Origin of the sequence: Bacteroides sp. HPS0048, from assembly GCF_964240755.1 — a bacterium.
Lineage (GTDB): Bacteria > Bacteroidota > Bacteroidia > Bacteroidales > Bacteroidaceae > Bacteroides > Bacteroides nordii.
In genome coordinates, this window is sequence record NZ_CAXSVC010000013.1 from 71862 (window position 1) to 91338 (window position 19477).

The 19477-nt window shown below is 41.1% G+C and carries 15 protein-coding genes; 5 read left to right on the top strand and 10 right to left on the bottom strand.

Going from position 1 to position 19477, the window contains the following annotated elements; all coding sequences use genetic code 11:
• Positions 1-47: 47 nt before the first annotated feature.
• The 3 genes from ACESQI_RS12165 to alaS all read right to left on the bottom strand — a co-directional run bounded on the left by ACESQI_RS12165 (position 48) and on the right by alaS (position 5649).
• Positions 48-602 (bottom strand): RNA polymerase sigma-70 factor, encoded by a 555-nt coding sequence (locus ACESQI_RS12165; protein WP_002559281.1) that lies wholly within the window; start codon positions 600-602, stop codon positions 48-50.
• A gap of 16 nt (positions 603-618) precedes the next feature.
• On the bottom strand, positions 619-2835 hold the full coding sequence (locus ACESQI_RS12170; RefSeq protein WP_373126176.1) for a GH92 family glycosyl hydrolase: 2217 nt from the start codon (positions 2833-2835) through the stop codon (positions 619-621).
• Positions 2836-3030: 195 nt separating this feature from the next.
• A complete protein-coding gene (alaS, locus tag ACESQI_RS12175; protein WP_002559283.1) occupies positions 3031-5649 on the bottom strand; it encodes an alanine--tRNA ligase in 2619 nt (872 codons plus the stop codon).
• 192 nt (positions 5650-5841) lie between these two features.
• On the opposite strand from alaS, the gene ACESQI_RS12180 reads away from it, so the two are divergent.
• Both ACESQI_RS12180 and ACESQI_RS12185 read left to right on the top strand, forming a co-directional pair.
• Complete coding sequence (locus ACESQI_RS12180) at positions 5842-6810, top strand: M23 family metallopeptidase (protein WP_002559284.1); 969 nt, start codon at positions 5842-5844, stop codon at positions 6808-6810.
• Between the two features lie 2 nt (positions 6811-6812).
• Positions 6813-7157: a MerR family transcriptional regulator gene (locus ACESQI_RS12185; RefSeq protein WP_002559285.1), complete on the top strand. Its 345-nt coding sequence runs from the start codon at positions 6813-6815 to the stop codon at positions 7155-7157.
• A gap of 44 nt (positions 7158-7201) precedes the next feature.
• On the opposite strand, the gene ACESQI_RS12190 is transcribed toward ACESQI_RS12185, so the two are convergent.
• The 5 genes from ACESQI_RS12190 to ACESQI_RS12210 form a co-directional block, all read right to left on the bottom strand.
• Entirely contained in the window at positions 7202-9451 is a 2250-nt protein-coding gene (locus tag ACESQI_RS12190; protein WP_007484056.1) for a bifunctional (p)ppGpp synthetase/guanosine-3',5'-bis(diphosphate) 3'-pyrophosphohydrolase, read from the bottom strand.
• Between the two features lie 68 nt (positions 9452-9519).
• Entirely contained in the window at positions 9520-10815 is a 1296-nt protein-coding gene (locus ACESQI_RS12195; RefSeq protein WP_002559287.1) for a lytic transglycosylase domain-containing protein, read from the bottom strand.
• Between the two features lie 26 nt (positions 10816-10841).
• On the bottom strand, positions 10842-11717 hold the full coding sequence (locus tag ACESQI_RS12200; RefSeq protein WP_234130731.1) for a DUF5683 domain-containing protein: 876 nt from the start codon (positions 11715-11717) through the stop codon (positions 10842-10844).
• Positions 11718-12608 (bottom strand): ParB/RepB/Spo0J family partition protein, encoded by an 891-nt coding sequence (locus ACESQI_RS12205; RefSeq protein WP_002559289.1) that lies wholly within the window; start codon positions 12606-12608, stop codon positions 11718-11720.
• A gap of 9 nt (positions 12609-12617) precedes the next feature.
• On the bottom strand, positions 12618-13385 hold the full coding sequence (locus tag ACESQI_RS12210; protein ID WP_002559290.1) for a ParA family protein: 768 nt from the start codon (positions 13383-13385) through the stop codon (positions 12618-12620).
• Between the two features lie 387 nt (positions 13386-13772).
• Between ACESQI_RS12210 and surE the strand changes: the two genes are divergently transcribed.
• The 3 genes from surE (at position 13773) to ACESQI_RS12225 (ending at position 16511) form a co-directional block, all read left to right on the top strand.
• The gene (gene surE / locus ACESQI_RS12215) at positions 13773-14540 is read left to right on the top strand and encodes a 5'/3'-nucleotidase SurE (protein WP_002559291.1); all 768 of its coding nucleotides are present in this window, start codon (positions 13773-13775) and stop codon (positions 14538-14540) included.
• A complete protein-coding gene (lpxB, locus tag ACESQI_RS12220) occupies positions 14540-15676 on the top strand; it encodes a lipid-A-disaccharide synthase (RefSeq protein ID WP_195348664.1) in 1137 nt (378 codons plus the stop codon). Before surE ends, lpxB begins: the two co-directional genes overlap by 1 nt.
• Before the next feature lie 91 nt (positions 15677-15767).
• Positions 15768-16511, top strand: a complete 744-nt coding sequence (locus ACESQI_RS12225; RefSeq protein WP_373126182.1) for a NigD-like protein — start codon at positions 15768-15770, stop codon at positions 16509-16511.
• A 77-nt stretch (positions 16512-16588) separates the two neighbouring features.
• On the opposite strand, the gene ACESQI_RS12230 is transcribed toward ACESQI_RS12225, so the two are convergent.
• Entirely contained in the window at positions 16589-17428 is an 840-nt protein-coding gene (locus tag ACESQI_RS12230) for a phosphatidate cytidylyltransferase (RefSeq protein ID WP_007484060.1), read from the bottom strand.
• A gap of 12 nt (positions 17429-17440) precedes the next feature.
• Positions 17441-19471: an ATP-dependent zinc metalloprotease FtsH gene (ftsH, locus tag ACESQI_RS12235; RefSeq protein WP_002559295.1), complete on the bottom strand. Its 2031-nt coding sequence runs from the start codon at positions 19469-19471 to the stop codon at positions 17441-17443.
• Positions 19472-19477: the final 6 nt, after the last annotated feature.

The following is a 19477-nucleotide window of genomic DNA, read 5'->3' on the forward strand; positions in this document are numbered from 1 at the left end:
TCTTTCATTATATAAATAGGAACAACTCAATCAATAAAAACACTTACTTATCTTAGAAAAAATAAGATGAATAAGAATATTAGATGATCCAGGCGTCCACGTAGATATTTTAGTGCTTTGTACATGTGTGCTTCTATTGTACGTAGCGAGACGCCCATTGCATCTGCTATTTCCCTGTTTTTCATATCGTGCAAATAGCTCAGCTTGAATACCTCTTTGCATTTGTCAGGGAGTTCATTAATTGCATCATAAATTTCTTTTCTCAATTCACGGTCTTCTATTCGCCGGATTACCTCGTTATTATCCGGTTGATAGAATTCAACACGTTTCTGGTTAATTTCTTCTACTATTGCAATGTATCCGCTTTCAATGTTTCGATGTTTTAATACATTGAGCGAACGGGTATATACAGCCCGATAGAGGAATGCTTGTATTTGTTCCCCTATCTCCATGGAATCTCTGCGTTTCCAAAGTTCTACAAAGACATCTTGTACTACATCTTCTGCTTCCTCTTCACCTACCAGACGTGTAGCGTAGAAGAGCAGATTGGGATAGTACTTACGAAAAAGAGCTTTGTAAGTGATATCAAAATCGTCCTTCATTCATAGTTTTTTTAGGTTACTTATACCATACCGGGCCGGGGGTATTGCCCATCTCAAATTCAAGAGTTGCACCCTCCATGATCTGTTCGTGGGTGATGTAACTTTTGCTATAAGGTTTACCGTCAAAATTGACAGCTTGTATATATATATTCTCTTTACTGACAGTGGGAGCGAGTACCGTAAATGTATTACCGTTTGACAGGTGCATCTGCATTTCCGGAAAAAGAGGAGTACCAATTTCGTATTTTCCGGAAACAGGGTCTACCGGATAAAATCCCATTGCACTGAACACATACCAGGCGGACATTTGCCCACAGTCTTCGTTTCCACAAAGTCCGGCTGGAGAGTTCTGATAAAGCTCATGCATCACTTTGGCTGCGTATTGTTGAGTTTTCCAGGGCTGTTCTACAGCATTATACAGATAAATAACGTGATGGCTGGGTTCGTTGCCATGTGCATACTGACCTATCATGCCGGTGCTGAATATAGGTAGTTCATCATCTGCTGAAGGATGATATGTGAACATGCTATCCAGCTTTTGAGCAAAACGCTCTTTACCACCGGTAAGGGCGATAAGTCCGTCGATATCCTGTTGTACAGACCAGAAGTATTGCCATCCGTTACTCTCGCAGATATGTGGGGTATATTCGTCTGGTGAGAAATTTTTGATAAAGTTTCCTTTATCGTCTTTAGGTTGCATGAAAGAAGTTGCAGGATTATACAAGTTTTTATAGTTTAGAGAACGTTTGTAGAATTCGTCAGCGATCTCCTTTTTACCCATCTTTTCTGCCATTTTAGCAATACAGTAGTCATCATATGCATATTCCAGTGTTTTAGATAAAGACCAGTTTTCTGCATTGTAGCTGTCTGCAATATTATAGGGGACATAGCCCAATTTTTTATACATCCCAATACCCCGATAGTTATCAATGTTGGCAGTAGCTATACAGGCCTCCAATGCTTTTTCGGGGTCCACATCTGTTATTCCTTTCAAATAAGCATCAACGATAACGGGCACGGCATGATAACCGATCATCATATCTGTTTCACTTCCATAGAAATTCCATACCGGTAGGCGTTTGTTTTGCTCGTAGAAAGCAATAAAAGATTTTACCATGTCGTTAGCGCGTTCCGGTTCGGTATAAGTAAAAAGAGGATGTGCTGCGCGGAAAGTGTCCCATAAGGAAAAGGTACTGTAATTTACCCATCCGTCGGTCTTGTGAGTTTTTTTATCCGGGCCGTAATAAGTCCCGTCTACATCACTGTAAATAGTAGGAGCAATCATCGAATGATAAAGTGCTGTATAGAAGTTTACTTTATCATCGGTGTTATTACTTACTATCTCAATTTTAGAAAGTTGCCTGTTCCAGTTATCGCGGGTAAGATTGCGGTATTTGTCAAAGTTGTCATCGGGCACTTCTGCCAACAGGTTTTTAGCTGCCCCTTCCGTACTTACACCGGAAATTGCTGTGCTGACGATGATTTGTTCATCTTTTTGTGTGTCAAAGTCAAAACGAGCTATAGTGGCTGTTCCAATATGATCTCCATCTTTTATAATAGCAGTAGTGTCTATTTGTACAGATGTGAAAGGCTTTGAAAAACGGGTACGGAAATAAATATGTTGGTCACGTGCCCATCCGTCGGAAAAACGATAACCTTGTATCGTGACAGAGTCCACTATTTCAACCTGGGTATCATTGGTAAAGTCCCAGTTCATCGCTTTTTTCAGATTGAGGAAGATAGCGGCTCTGGCTTCGGGAAAGGTATAGCGCTGAATACCGCAACGTTCGGTAGCAGTAAGCTCTACATGGATGTTATAGTCTTTCAGTAACACCCGATAATACCCGGCTGTTGCCGATTCATCGTCATGAGAGAATTTGGAGTGTATTCCCAATGGAGCTTCTGCTTCTTTATAAGGCAAGGTGACAGGCATAAAAGAGATATCATACAGATCACCAGCACCTGTGCCTGATAAGTGAGTGTGACTGAAACCGGCAATGGTACTGTCCGGATAGAAGTATCCCGATATGCGGTCCCATCCGGGAAGTCCGTTATCCGGGCTGAGTTGAACCATACCAAACGGAGCCTGTGCTCCAGGATAGGTGTTGCCGGTGAAATCAGTACCAATGAAAGGGTTAACATATTGGGTGTAGTCTGTAGATGCTCTTTCCTGGGAAGAAGTGCAAGCTGTGAGAATTAATACAAGGAGGAGAGGTGTGTAGAGTGCTTTCATACAATAGGTGTTAGTGATTAACATCGTTTCAAAGCACAAATTTAAAAAATATAAGATGAATAAGTGATATAAAGTTAGAACTTTGTAGTTAATAAATAGAGGATTTTGCTTGTTTGGAGGATATAAAGAGAAAAAAGAGGGGTGTACCATTCAATTTGTTGGTACACCCCTTACTTTTTATTCGATTTTTAGAATTTAAATTCCAGCTAATTCCAACACTTTTTCTACTGCCGCATTTAATCCATCCGGATTTTTACCGCCGGCAGTTGCAAAGTGAGGTTGTCCGCCGCCGCCACCTTGAATCAGTTTAGCTGCTTCTTTCACCAGGTTTCCGGCTTTCAATCCGCTGGCAACAAGGTTATCACTGATCATAACTGTAAGCATTGGTTTTTCGTGATCAAGAGTACCGGCTACGAAGAATAGGTTTTCTGTAATCTCTCCACGGAGCTGGAAAGCAATGTTTTTCACTGTTTCAGCAGGTATGGGAGCACAGAACTTGATAACTTTGAAGCCATTGATCTCTTGTATGTTCTTTAATAGGCGTTCTTTAACTGAGGCCTCTTTTTCTTTCATAAAGTCTTCCAACTGCTTCTTTAATCCGGCATTTTCATCAATGTACTTGCGGATTGCGATGCCCAAGTCGGGAGTATTGTTGAAAAGAGCTCTAAGATCATTCAGGGTGTCTTGTATGGTATCCAGCATTTCTTCCACTCTTGCACCTGTGTAAGCTTCAATACGGCGTACACCAGCAGCAACAGAACTTTCAGAAATGATCTTTATCATGCCGATGCTTCCGGTAGCGGCAACATGTATACCACCACAAAATTCGATCGATGATCCGAACTGGATAACACGAACTCTGTCACCGTACTTCTCTCCGAATAAAGCGATAGCACCTAATTCTTTCGCTTCTTCAATGGGAATATTACGATATTCTTTGAGAGGAATATTAGCACGTATTTTGGCATTCACAAGGTGTTCTACCCGGCGCATTTCTTCATCTGTTACTTTTTGGAAATGAGAGAAGTCAAAACGTAGAGATTCCGGTGTTACCAATGATCCTTTTTGTTCTACATGTTCACCTAATACTTCGCGTAGTGCTTCGTCCAGCAAATGGGTAGCAGAGTGATTGGCTGCACAGGCAGCACGTTTATCTGTGTCTACGCATGCCATCATAGGAGCTTCCAGATGTTCCGGTAGTTTCTTGGTGAAATGGATGGGCAGGTTGTTTTCCTTTTTAGTATCAATAATCTCTATCGTCTCAAATTCACTTACCAATACGCCGGTGTCACCTACCTGACCACCACTTTCGGCATAGAAAGGAGTACTGTCAAGTACGATCTGATAGAGGGTCTGATTTTTTTGTTTGATCTGGCGATAACGGAGGATTGATACTTCATATTCAGTATAATCATAACCAACGAACTCACTGGTTCCTTCTTTCAGGATAATCCAGTCACCTGTCTCTACAGCGGCAGCATTACGGGCACGTTGTTTTTGCTGTTGCATTTCGGCATCAAATTCTTCGATGTTTACAGTCATGTTATTCTCACGGAGAATTAATTCTGTAAGGTCAAGAGGGAATCCGAATGTATCGTATAGAGTAAAAGCATCTTTTCCGCTGATTTCTGTCTTTCCGCTTGCTTTGGCATCGGCCATAGTCTTGTCAAGCAGGCGGATACCTGTTTCCAAAGTACGCAGGAAGGCTTCTTCTTCTTCCTTGATAACTTTTTCAATTAATCCTTTTTGCGCGATCAATTCCGGATAAGCCTCACCCATATTTTCGATTAATACCGGAAGGAGTTTGTACATAAACGCCTGTTTTTGTCCGAGGAAAGTATATCCGTAACGAACAGCACGACGTAGAATACGGCGGATTACATAACCGGCTTTTGCATTTGACGGCAATTGGCCATCTGTAATAGAAAAGGCTATAGTACGGATGTGGTCCGCAATAACACGCATTGCCACATCTTGTTGTTTATCTTTTCCATATTCAACGCCAGCCATCTGTGCAATAGCTTTGATCATTGGTTGGAATACGTCTGTATCATAGTTGGAGGTTTTACCTTGCAATGCCATGCAGAGACGTTCAAAGCCCATACCTGTGTCGATAACTTTGGCAGGAAGTGCTTCGAGGCTACCATCGGCTTTGCGATTATATTGCATAAACACAAGGTTCCATATCTCGATCACTTGGGGATGGTCATGATTAACAAGGTCACGACCGGAAATCTTAGCACGTTCTTCTGCCGGGCGAAGATCTATGTGAATCTCTGAACAAGGGCCGCAAGGGCCGGTGTCACCCATTTCCCAGAAATTATCATGCTTGTTGCCGTTAATAATGTGGTCTTTCGGAAGGAATTGTTCCCAGTAAGAAGCGGCTTCATTGTCTCGTTCCAGTCCTTCTTCGGGGCTACCTTCAAATACTGTAGCATATAAATATTCCGGATTCAGTTTCAATACATCTACCAAATATTCCCATGCCCAACTAATGGCTTCTTTCTTGAAATAATCACCAAATGACCAATTACCCAACATCTCGAACATGGTGTGATGGTATGTATCATGTCCCACTTCTTCAAGATCATTGTGCTTTCCGCTTACGCGAAGGCATTTCTGTGAGTCCGCAACTCTGTGGTATTTTGCCGGGTGGTTACCCAAAATAATATCTTTAAACTGATTCATCCCCGCATTGGTAAACATGAGGGTCGGATCATCTTTAATCACCATGGGAGCCGATGGAACGATCTGATGTCCTTTCGACTCAAAGAAATTCTTGAATGAATCTCTGGTTTCTTTTGCAGTTAACATATATCTTTTTAGCTTTGTTAGTTTTTCAGACTTCAAGTTTTTTAGTTTATACAGAATGTATGGAAAGAGTTCTTTGAAGGTCTTAATAACTTAAAAAGTAAAGAACTCAAAAATATAAAAACTTAAAAAACAGTGCAAAGATAGCTTGTTTTTATTATTTTTGCCCCATTAACTATCGAAATATTTCCTAAGATGCGCAAAGTTTACTACATCTATAATCCGCGAACGCAGACCTATGACCGAATTTATCCTACTGTCCGGCAACGGGCATTGAGTATTCTCCGTCGTCTTTTTATCGGTATGGGGCTGGGAGCCGGTAGTTTTATTGTACTATTGCTCATATTCGGTTCTCCTTCCGAGAAAGAATTGAGGATGGAAAACAGCCGTTTACTGGCACAATACAATGTGCTTTCCCGCCGATTGGATGATGCATTGGGAGTATTGCAGGATGTACAGCAGCGTGATGATAATTTGTATCGTGTTATTTTACAAGCTGATCCGGTGTCTCCGGCTATCCGTAAAGCGGGATATGGTGGCACTAATCGTTATGAAGAGCTGATGGATCTGGTAAATTCTAAATTGGTAGTGAACACTACTCAGAAATTGGATTTACTTACTAAACAGCTATATATTCAGTCTAAATCATTTGATGATGTAGTGGCAATGTGTAAAAATCAAGATGAAATGCTTAGATGCATGCCAGCCATTCAGCCAATTTCGAATAAGGACTTAAAGAAGACGGCTTCCGGATACGGGACACGTATTGACCCTATTTATGGTACTGCTAAGTTTCATGCCGGTATGGATTTCTCTGCCAATCCCGGGACGGATGTGTATGCTACCGGAGATGGAGTGGTTGTCAAGATGGGTTGGGAGACAGGATATGGTAATACGATTGAAATAGACCATGGCTTTGGATATCGTACACGCTATGCACATCTTAGAGAATACAGAACAAAGCTTGGAAAAAAGGTAGTGCGTGGTGAAGTTATTGCCGGAGTAGGCAGTACTGGTAAAAGTACGGGACCTCACTTGCATTATGAAGTACATTTTAAAGGGCAGGTGATGAATCCGGTGAACTATTATTTTATGGATTTGAGTGCAGAAGATTATGATAGGATGATTCAATTGGCTGCTAACCACGGTAAAGTATTTGACTAAAGATGGGCATTAATACAGATAAGAATTTTAAGTTATATTATTCGATAGCTGAGGTTGCAGAGATGTTTGATGTAAATCAGTCTTTGCTTCGTTTCTGGGAGAAAGAATTTCCTCAGATTGCGCCTAAGACAAGTGGGCGGGGGGTACGTCAGTATCGTAAGGAAGATGTGGATACTATTGCCTTGATTTATCATTTGGTAAAGGAGAAAGGAATGACTCTGCCTGGTGCGCGCCAAAAGTTGAAAGATAATGGAGAGGCCACCATTCGCAACTTCGAAATAGTCAATCGCTTGAAGGATATCAGAGAAGAATTACTGTCTATAAAAAAAGAACTGGACGAACGATAATCGCCGTCCGGCTCTTTAGCTTATTCATTTGATCTTTAATCTTTTTAATTCTCTACACGCGTTACAGATTTAATATTCTGAATCTTTCGCAGGTTATCACAGATTGCTTTAACATCATCTACATCGTGCACATAGAGTTGTACTTTCCCTTCAAAGATACCATCATTGGTTTCTATATCCAACTTACGAATGTTTACGTTAAGTTGTCGTGATATGACTTGAGTGATTTCGTTTAAGAGTCCCATACTATCTATGCCTTTGATATAAATATACACAAGGAAAGAGAGTACTTTATGTGTGTCCCATACGGTGGCAATAATACGGTTACCATAACTGCTTTTCAATTTGGCTGCTACCGGACATTGGCGCTTATGGATGATGACGCGGTCATTTTCATCTATATAACCCAAAACATCGTCTCCCGGAATAGGATGACAGCATTCTGCTATGATATACTGTTTTTGTAGTGCTTCTTCGGTAAGCTTCAATATCTGTTTCGGATTAATAGCTTCTTTTTCCTGTACCTCTTTTTCTTCCGGTTGTTTTTCTTTATTTCCTCCTCCAAAGGAGAAGGTCAGGTATTTTTTCCAGTTACTGCTTTGCTTTTCTTTTAATTCATTCTTGTCGGCATCTCCTAAAATAATACTTTTGTTCCCTATGGCTATAAATAGTTCTTCTTCATTCTTCATGTTATGCAACTTGGACAACTTCGCGATGATCACATTATCCGGACGGATTTCCTCTTTTTTAAGAAACTCGTTAAGAAGCTCTTCTCCTTCTTTCTGGTTAATTTTCCGTTCCTTACGCAGAATGGCAGCTATTTTGGCACGAGCTCGCGCCGTGGTGGCAAATACCTCCCATTGGGGTTGTACACGTTGTGATTTGGAAGTCAGAATTTCTACCTGGTCACCACTTTGCAGTTTGTGGCTCAGAGGGACCAGCTTGTGATTTACTTTTGCACCGATACAGTGACTGCCGATGTCTGTATGTAATGAGAAAGCAAAATCCAGTGCTGTGGAATTCTGAGGCATGGTTTTGAGTTCACCTTTTGGTGTGAACACAAATATTTCGGAGGCAAACAGGTTGAGTTTGATTGTATCCAGGAAGTCAATAGCATCCGGTTGAGGATCATCCAGAATTTCTTTGATGGTTTTCAACCACTTCTCAAGTTCTCCCTCGTCTTCACTACCGCCTCCTTCTTTGTATTTCCAATGGGCGGCAAATCCTTGTTCTGCAACGTCATTCATGCGTTCACTACGAATCTGGACTTCGATCCATTGTCCGTTGTTACCCATCAGGGTAACATGCAGTGCCTGATATCCATTGGCTTTAGGATGGCTAACCCAGTCGCGCAGGCGGTCTGGATGAGGTTTATATATTTTGGAGATAGATACATATATATCAAAACAGTCATTTAGCTCTTCTTCCGGATTTCTGGGTTCAAAGATTATACGTACAGCAAGCAGATCGTATATTTCTTCAAAAGGAACATGCTTGGTTTGCATCTTATTCCAGATAGAATAAATGGATTTGACGCGTGCCAATATGCGATATTTTAATCCCATCTTATCCAGTTGCTCTCGGATAGGTGCAGTGAAATCATTGAATACCTTGTCTCGTTCTGCGGCAGTGGCATTCAGCTTTTCTTCAATTTCCAAATATTCTTCAGGATGTTCATACTTGAAGCTGAGGTTCTCTAGTTCTGTTTTTATCTTATACAATCCCAGACGATTGGCCAAAGGGGCATAGATGTAAAGCGTTTCTCCTGCAATTTTATATTGCTTGTTGGGCAACATGGAACCCAGTGTACGCATATTATGCAGACGGTCGGCAATCTTAATCAGAATTACACGAATATCGTCTGACATGGTGAGCAATAACTTCTTAAAGTTTTCCGCCTGAGCCGATGCACGATCACCAAATATCCCACCGGATATTTTGGTCAGTCCATCTACGATTTGTGCAATCTTAGGACCAAAGATGTTCTCAATGTCTTCTACTGTATAATCTGTATCCTCTACGACATCATGAAGTAAGGCTGCGCAGATAGAAGTTGAACCCAAGCCTATCTCGTTACATACAATTTTAGCAACAGCTATCGGGTGCATAATATAAGGTTCACCGGAACGGCGTTTAATACCTTTATGTGCCTGATTGGCGAAATTGAATGCTTTTGTTATAATCTCAACACGTTTGCGATGCTTGGTTGCAAGATAATCGTTCAGTAGTTCCTGGAACGCTTGATCGATCATCTCTTCTTCTGCCAGTTCTTTTGGGGGTATATTAGTATCCATAAATGTCATCTTTTCATTGCTTTCTGCAAAAATAAGCAATTTTCAACTCGATGCAAGCAAAGATGTATTTATTTGTATATTTTCAGTTGTTTTCCTGCTGCAATCTTGGTATTTCGTAATCCGTTCCAGCTTTGGATATCTTTTATGCGAACTCCATATTTTGCTGCAATGGTTCCCAGTGTTTCCCCGCTTTTTATTTTGTGGTAGGTTGGCGTTCCTTTTCCAACAGAAGCTTTGGCCCTTGTATTGCTCGGCGGAGTATTATCATTGATAGCAATCGTTTTCCGGTTTCTGAATAACTCATCAGCCCGGTGAGCATAAATTGTATCTTGCTGATCGATAAATATACTAATGTGGCTTTGTGGCAGGCGAAGCGTGTAGGATTTGCTATCTCCCGGGATTATGTTCTTTTTATATTGGGGATTAAGACTTTTTATCTGGTCGATATTAACTCCACAGATGTCTGCGATCTGTTCAAAGTGCAGATTCTTATTTACTTGAACCGTATCTGTACTGGCAGGAATATTTGTTTCCATCGGGCAAATATTATGATCGCAGTAGTAGGTCATTACATAGTTGGCTGCAATAAAAGCCGGTACATATCCGCGGGTTTCTTTGGGCAGGAGATTGTATATATCCCAATAATCCGTTTTACCGTTTGCGCGGCGTATGGCCTTGTTAATTGTTCCCGGGCCGCAGTTGTAAGCTGCAATAACAAGGTTCCAGTCGCCATATATGGCGTATAGCTCTTTCAGATAACGTGCTGCCGCCCAGGTTGCCTTAATCGGGTCACGGCGTTCGTCCACAAGACTATTTGAGTCAAGCCCATACATCTTACCTGTAGCCAGCATAAATTGCCACAGCCCAGAAGCTCCTGCACGGGATACGGCAGAAGGATTTAAAGCTGATTCAATGATAGGCAGATATTTGAGTTCCAGTGGGAGGTTGTAGGCATCGAGTGCTTCTTCAAAAATAGGCATGTAAAAATTACAGGCACTCAACATAAAAGAGACCTGATTGCGCAGACGTCCTGCATACATATCAATAAATTTGCGTACAATTTCATTATACGGCATTTCCATGATAGCGGGGATGCGCGAAAGACGGTCGATATAGACAGAGTCACTGAACAGTGGATTCACTTCAGAAGTACTGCAATCTTTGCCTAAATCGATATAGTTTTTAGCTTTCCAGTCATTAAGCAGGCTGTCAAGCGGATAAGTCATACTTTTCGGAAGGTCGATACTTTCCTGGCGCTCGGTTCCGTTTTCTTTGATAATTACGTCTACACTTTGTGCTTTTACCTGTGTGCTTGCTAACAGGAAAAAGAGAATAAAGGGGTAATAGTTTTTTAGTTTTTTCATTCTTAGTTGTTGATCTTCAGTTGTTTTTAAAACCTAAAGCTACATTGTACACCTACCGATTTATTCATCGGGCGGAATTGGTCGTTAATAATTGTTGGCTCAACCCGCAGACTTAAATCCGGGGTAATATCAAAATTCGATAATTCTGCATCAACATAAGCGTCGATTACAGAGATCAGATATACACCGATAAAAGCGAATATACTAAGATCTCGATAGCGACGGAACATATCTTTACGTTTTCGTAAAACTTCTTTGGCCTGGCTGTCTGAATAACCTGTAGGAGGTAAAATGTCAAGATGACTATTAGTTGTAGGGTCACTATCCATTATATCCAGATAAGCTTGCGAGTAATCTTTATACATCTTCCCGTTCCAGCTTAGTGCATAAGCACATCCGGCAAATCCTCCATAAATAATGGGAAGTTTCCAGAACTTACGATTGTAAATTTGTCCTCCTCCCGGGAAAACGATTGCCAGCCAGGTGGCCTTTGTCGGATTAGGAGTCCAGATTTTCTCTGGAATGGCAGGAGGCACAGTATCTTTGGGTTGGGGCAGGACTACAGCTGTCTCTATCTCTTTGAGATTTTTCTTATTGGCCTTATCCAAGCTGTCAGCTACTATAGGAGCTACCGCCTGCATTTGGGTACTGTCTATTTTAAGTGCAGTGATACTATCTCTACTGAGCAGAGCTCTGTTTGTGCCCAAAGAATCTTTCTCTGCCGGACTATTGGTCTCACGATGCCGGCGCGCACGTGCTTTAGGAGCTTCACGTACTGTTACGGAGTCGTGTGGTGTAACCTTGACAGGTTCTTGTGCATACACATCAATCCCTGCTACCTGTAGAAAACAGAGAAGCAGGGTGATGATATATGGTTTGTATATCTTATATTTCCTTGTCATTTACTTCTTTAACGTGTCGAAGATTTCCATGATACGTTCCAGATCTTCTTCGTTGTTGAAGGGGATGCTGATTTTACCTTTTCCTTTCTCAGAACAGGTCAACTGTACCTTGGTATTGAAAAATCCCGAAAGATGTTGCTTTAGCATGTTGAATTCTTCCGGTAGTTTGGAACGCTTTGGTGTGATTTTGCGTGTTCCGCTTTTTACGGTTTCTCCTTCGCTCAGTGATTTTACAATCTCTTCTACTTTGCGTACGGAGTAATCGTGCTCCAATATCTCTTCGAATATTTTTACTTGCAGTTTAGGGTCTCCCAACGTAATTAATGCGCGGGCATGTCCCATATCAATTTGTTTGTTTTGCAATGCCATCTGAATTGGTGCCGGTAACTTCAACAAGCGCAAATAGTTGGCAATAGTAGTACGTTTCTTACCTACTCGTTCGCTGAGACGTTCCTGCGTCAATTCATATTGTTCCAGCAAATGTTGATAGGCAAGGGCTATTTCTACTGCGTTAAGATCTTCACGCTGAATATTTTCAATCAGCGCCATTTCCATTACGTTTTCATCATCGGCTGTGCGGATATAGGCTGGGATTGTTTTTAACCCCGCTTTAAGTGAGGCTCTGTAACGGCGTTCTCCAGCTATAATCTGATATTCATCCTCCGTAAGCTTACGCAATGTGATAGGTTGGATAATACCGATTTCAGAGATAGAATCTGCCAGTTCCTGCAATGCCGTTTCGTCGAATTCCCGACGTGGCTGATTCGGATTAACAGAGATTTGTGACAACTCTATCTCATTAATAGACGAAGAACCTTCGGTCTTTACTTCATCCATTGAAAGCAGAGCGTCTAACCCGCGGCCTAATGCATTTCTTCTTTGTGTTGCCATATACCTCGTTTATTTACTATTTCTGTTGATAATTTCTTGTGCTAATGCCATATGATTTTTGGCTCCGGTTGATTCTGCATCATATAAGATGGTTGGTATACCGTAACTGGGAGCTTCGCTTAGTTTGACATTACGCTGTATTACAGTCTTAAATACCAATTCCTGAAAATGGCGTTTTACCTCATCGTATATCTGATTGGCCTGACGCAGGCGTGAGTCATACATTGTCAGTAAGAATCCTTCTATTTCCAGTGCCGGGTTAAGTTTGGATTTTATAATTTTAATGGTATTCAATAATTTACTGATTCCTTCGAGAGCGAAGTATTCAGCCTGCACAGGGATGATTACAGAATCAGCAGCGGTCAGTGCGTTAATAGTGATGAGCCCCAGCGAAGGCGAACAGTCTATTAATATATAATCATATTCTTCCTTCAGAGGGGTTAACACTTCTTTCAATATCTTTTCGCGGTTCTTCAGATTTAGCATTTCTATTTCTGCTCCTACCAGATTGATATGTGAAGAGATGACTTTCAGTGATTCAATTTCTGTGTCATGGATAGCATCCTGTACATCAGCTCTATCTATAATACATTCATAGATTGTACACTCTGATTGCTTAATATCAACTCCCAGACCGGATGAAGCATTTGCCTGTGGGTCTGCGTCAACCACCAGTACTTTTTTTTCGAGTGTAGCGAGTGAGGCTGCGAGATTGATCGTAGTCGTTGTTTTACCTACACCGCCTTTTTGATTGGCCAAAGCAATTATTTTTCCCATATTATCTAATTTTATCGGCTGCGAAATAAGTGATAATAACTCAGAGCACCTACGAAAAAAGAGAAACTTTGCTGATTCTGTTGATAAGTCATCTGTTTTGTTAATAACTGAACAATGAAATCTTTATGTATTCCTTTTCCTGGCCTGCAAATATACATATTTATATTAAATAACGGGTTGCTTTTTTGCTCACTTGCAGAAGATTAAGATTTGTAAACGCCTGCAAATGATTATGCGGGAAAGTAAATAATAACTCCTGTACCTTCTCAGAATACATATAACTAAATATCTTCAAAGTCTGGATGAAGGTTTAAAAAAGGGGAGAGTTGGTGATAAACGTTCTTTTTGCTACTTTTGTACTGAATTATAAAGACTAAGGAGATTATTATGGAAAATAAGCGACCTTTGATACTCATCTCTAATGATGATGGTGTCATGGCAAAAGGCATAAGTGAACTTATAAAGTTTCTTCGTCCGTTAGGCGAAATTGTAGTTATGGCGCCCGATACTGCCCGTTCGGGTAGTGGATGTGCTATTACCGTGACTCAACCTGTACATTATCAGTTAGTTCGTAAAGAGGTGGGATTGACCGTATACAAATGTTCGGGTACACCGGCTGATTGTATTAAACTGGCTTGGAATACAGTACTTGATCGGAAACCCGATTTGGTGGTAGGAGGTGTTAATCATGGTGATAATTCGGCAACGAATGTCCATTACTCCGGTACGATGGGAATTGTAATTGAGGGGTGTCTGAATGGGATTCCTTCTATTGGCTTTTCTCTTTGCAGTCATGATCCCGGAGCCGATTTTGAGTCAGCAGGCCCGTATATCCGTCAAATAGCTTCTCAGGTATTAGAAAAAGGATTACCTTTATTAACTTGTCTGAATGTAAATTTCCCTGATACAAAGGATATTAAGGGAATTAAAGTCTGTGAACAGGCTAAGGGGCGATGGACCAATGAATGGGAAGCTTGTCCCCGAAAAGGAGATAGCAATTATTTCTGGCTGATAGGAGAGTTTACAGATGATGAACCGGAGAATGAGAAGAATGATCATTGGGCACTTGCTAATGGTTACGTTGCCATTACTCCGACCAAAGTGGATGTGACGGATTATGAGTTTATGAACGAACTGAATAAATGGTTTGAATAATGAAATATTATCTCATTGTTGGCGAAGCTTCCGGTGATCTGCATGCCTCTCATCTGATGGCTGCATTGAAAGAAGAGGATCCGCAGGCCGATTTTCGTTTCTTTGGCGGTGACTTGATGGCTGCTGTTGGAGGGACGATGGTGAAGCATTATAAAGAATTAGCTTATATGGGATTTATTCCTGTATTGTTGCATTTGCGCACTATCTTTGCCAATATGAGGTGTTGTAAAGAAGATATAGTATCCTGGAATCCGGATGTTGTTATTCTGGTAGATTATCCAGGTTTCAATCTGAATATTGCAAAGTTTATTCACTCTCATACTCAAATACCTGTCTATTATTATATTTCGCCAAAGATATGGGCTTGGAAGGAATATCGGATAAAGAACATTAAACGTGATGTTGATGAGCTTTTTTCCATTCTTCCCTTTGAAGTTGAGTTTTTTGAAAAGAAGCACGGCTATCCGATACACTATGTTGGCAATCCTACGGTGGATGAGGTGACTGCTTTTTGTCATTCTCATTCGGAGAGTTTTGGAGATTTTATTCGCGACAATAATCTGGAGGATAAACCGGTTATTGCTCTTCTTGCCGGAAGTCGGAAGCAAGAGATAAAAGACAATCTTCCCGGTATGTTAAAAGCAGCTTCTGCTTTTCCTGATTATCAGTTGGTGCTGGCGGGAGCCCCTTCTATTACTCTTGAATATTATCAGCAATATGTAGGCGATGTGCAAGTGAAGATTATTTTCAATCAGACTTACCGGCTTTTGCAACACTCTGATGTGGCCCTGGTTACCTCTGGTACAGCAACATTGGAAACAGCACTTTTCCGGATTCCTCAAGTTGTATGTTATTATTTGGCATGTGGCAAGTTTGTGTCTTTTTTGCGTAAGCATATTCTGAAAGTAAAGTTTATTTCTCTTGTTAATTTGATAGCCGATCGTGAAGTTGTAAAGGAACTTGTTGCTGATACAATGACGGTTGAGAATATGAAAATAGAGTTGGAACGACTTTTGTTTAATAAGGAGTACCGCCGGAAAATGTTGGATGAATATGAATTAATGGCTCAACGTCTTGGTCCAGCTGGAGCTCCCCGGCATGCTGCTCGTGAAATGATGAAATTGCTTAAAAAATAAGCTATCTTTTGATAATAAATCTAAAGCCGGTGCAGTAAATGCCCGGCTTTTTTATTTATCTGATAGAAACAAAAAAGAAAGGAATACATATATGAAAAAGTTGAATTGTTTTTTCTTAGTGTTGTTATTGGTATTAATTCCTACTTTGCAATCATGTGATGAGAGTGATGGATATTCTATCGGACAACGTGGAGGGAGTTGGGCTACAGTTCGTGTAGTGAGTGGTGATACGTATTATTTAGAGTCCGATAATTATGGGAGTCTTTGGCCGGCTGCAACAAATGTTTATGGATTTAAACCGGTAGACGGTAAACGTATGCTTGTTGTTTTCAATCCTTTGTATGATAACTATGGGGAGTATGATATGGCTATTAAGGTTGAGAACCTATTTCCTGTTACAACGAAGCAGGTGGAAGACTTAACCTCAGAGAATGAAGAAGAGATAGGCAATGATCCGGTCTCTATTCTTAAAGGTGATATCTGGATTGCTAATGGATATCTGAATCTTATATTCGAACAGAACAGACCTGTTTATGGGCCACACCGGGTTAGTCTGGTGCGTAATACGATAGAGGAAGCAGAAGATGATGGATATATCCATTTAGAATATCGTTATAATACGCATAACGATCTGTCCGGTTGGTTTGGTTATGAACCTGTTTCATTTAATCTGAATTCTCTGGACTTTGAAGGAAAGAAGGGGTTGAAGTTGAAACTGAACTCATCCGTAAATGGCGAAGTTGAGTTGACATTTAACGTGAAAGAAACGACGTCTGTCCCCAAAATAGCTCTAAACCTTGATTATAACACACTGGAAGCAGGTAAGACGGAATAGTGTTTTGCCGGGCTTTCAATTAAAACGGGCCTGTCTTTGCTGTTGGAGACAGGCCCGTTTCTGTATATGAATCTTTTTTAAATCCATGTCAATGCGTACAGATAAACTACTGCTGCAGGTATCGCCATCAATGCACTATCAAACCGGTCTAACATACCACCATGTCCAGGAAGAATAGACCCGGAGTCTTTGATGTGAAGTTGGCGTTTTAATAATGATTCTGTAAGATCCCCCCAGGTACCAAAAACTACTACTACCAATGCGAGTCCCGCCCATTCTGCTACGCTCATAATCGGGAAGAAATGAGCAAATACAAAAGACGAAGCTATTGATACCATGCCTCCTCCAATAGAACCTTCCCACGATTTTTTAGGGGAGATACGTTCAAAAAGACGATGCTTTCCTATTAATGAACCTACACAATAAGCTCCTGTGTCACTCAACCAGATGAAGACGAAAATAGATAACGGCAATATCCGGTTGTAGCTTACAGAGGAATCTTCCGGATTATTGTGAAAAGCCAATGCACTCAATAAAGCGAAGGGTAATGCAATGTATAGTTGACTCAACATAGAGAAAGCCCAATTGAGCACAGGGCTTTCCTTCTTCAGATACAGTTCGCTAATCATCATGTAGAGAAGCAAAAGTAAATAAGGAAGGAATATTTTAGAGTCTGATGCATCAATGCAGAATCCCATTATAGCCAGAAACAGATAAGCTCCGCCCAACATGATGATGTTCTTATTGACGCTGACACCTTCTATATGATTGACCAGGCTACCAAATTCCCGTATTGTTAGAGCACTGATTACTATAAAAAGTGCTCCGAAACTGAATGGGTGATAGAGAATGCATCCTACCAATATGGCTACAAATAGTACCCCTGTGATCGCTCTTTGTATAAAATTGTTTTTCAACGTGTTTAGATTTTAATTTTGTAATTCGGTAACCGGTGTTTCTGCTGAGGCTTCAGCTTCCTTTTTGGCTTCCTTCTCTTCGTTCATTTTCTTTTCAAGAGCTTTCTCTGCATCTGCAGCGTCTTTACTTTCTTTAGCTGCCATGATTTCTTCAGAGCGTGATGCCCATGGACGTTTACCAAAGATACGTTCTACATCCTCCGCAAAGATAACTTCTTTGTCTATTAACAATTGAGCCAATTGATTATGTCCGTCTTTATGTTCGGATAGAATCTGTTTAGCCCGTTCGTATTGTTCGTTGACCATCTTTTTTACTTCCTCGTCAATTAATTCAGCTGTCTTTTCACTATAAGGACGATTGAAAGAATATTCATCATTGTTATAGTAACACAGATTAGGCAGTCTGTCGCTCATACCAAGATAAGCAATCATACCGTATGATTGTTTGGTGACGCGTTCCAAGTCGTTCATTGCTCCGGTTGAGATTCTTCCAAGGAATAAATCTTCTGCGGCACGTCCACCTAAAGTGGCACACATTTCATCAAGCATTTGCTCTTTAGTGGTGATTTGACGTTCTTCCGGCAAATACCAGGCAGCGCCTAATGCACGACCACGCGGTACAATGGTTACCTTTATCAATGGATTGGCATATTCAAGTAGCCAGGAAATGGCTGCATGACCTGCTTCGTGCAGCGCAATGGAACGGCGTTCAGCTTCGGTTGTTATTTTGGTTTTCTTTTCCAGACCACCAATGATACGGTCTACTGCATCCAGAAAATCTTGTTTACCAACAAAGCTCTTTCCATGGCGGGCTGCAATCAAGGCAGCTTCATTACATACATTGGCTATGTCTGCTCCTGAGAATCCAGGTGTCTGGCGAGCCAGTAAATCTACATCTACACTATCATCTATTTTAATAGGACGCAGGTGTACACCAAATACTTCTTTACGTTCATTTAAGTCGGGCAGGTCTACATGGATTTGACGGTCGAAACGTCCGGCACGCAAAAGGGCTTTATCCAATACGTCTACACGATTGGTAGCGGCAAGGATAATAACGCCACTGTTAGAACCGAAACCATCCATTTCTGTCAAGAGCTGGTTCAATGTATTTTCGCGTTCATCATTTCCTCCCATTGCCGGGTTTTTACCACGGGCACGTCCTACTGCATCAATTTCATCAATAAAAATGATACAGGGAGCTTTCTCTTTTGCCTGGCGAAAGAGGTCGCGAACTCGGGAAGCACCTACACCAACAAACATTTCAACAAAGTCTGAACCTGCCAGAGAGAAAAACGGTACATTCGCTTCACCGGCCACTGCTTTGGCAAGCAGGGTTTTACCTGTTCCCGGAGGACCTACCAACAACGCACCTTTAGGAATCTTACCACCAAGGTCCGTATATTTCTGTGGTTGTTTCAGGAATTCTACAATCTCTTCCACTTCTTGTTTGGCCTCGGCAAGTCCTGCCACATCTTTAAATGTGATTTTAATAGCACCACCTTTTTCAAAAAGTTGTGCTTTGGACTTTCCTACATTGAATACTCCACCGCTGCCTCCGCTTGCTCCACCACTCATTCGACGCATAAAGAATATCCACAGTCCGATGAGGAAGATGATCGGCAAGAAGTTTATCAGAATAGAACCAAATATGTTGTTCTTTTTATCGTAGCTTATGGAACCATCAAAATGGCCTTCTTGTTTTTGGGCATCAATGAAATTACCAAGACTCTCACGTGTGGGAGCTTCAGTGGTAATCATTGGGTTTTTGCCAACGCGGGTTGAATCTTGTTTGAATACCTTGCCCACAAACTGCGGTTTGATAAATACTTCAACCGAACTGTCGTCATATCCTACTACTTTACTCACATACCCTTCACGAACGTACTGTTGGAATTCGTCGTAAGGAATCTGTTTGCTTATAGTACCTCCCTGATTGCTCCACCAAAGGCCCAGGAGCATTAGGGCTATAATCATGTACATCCAGTTCAGATTGAACTTGGGCATATTTACTTTATTGGGTTTCTTGTTTTTATCTTCCATATTGAA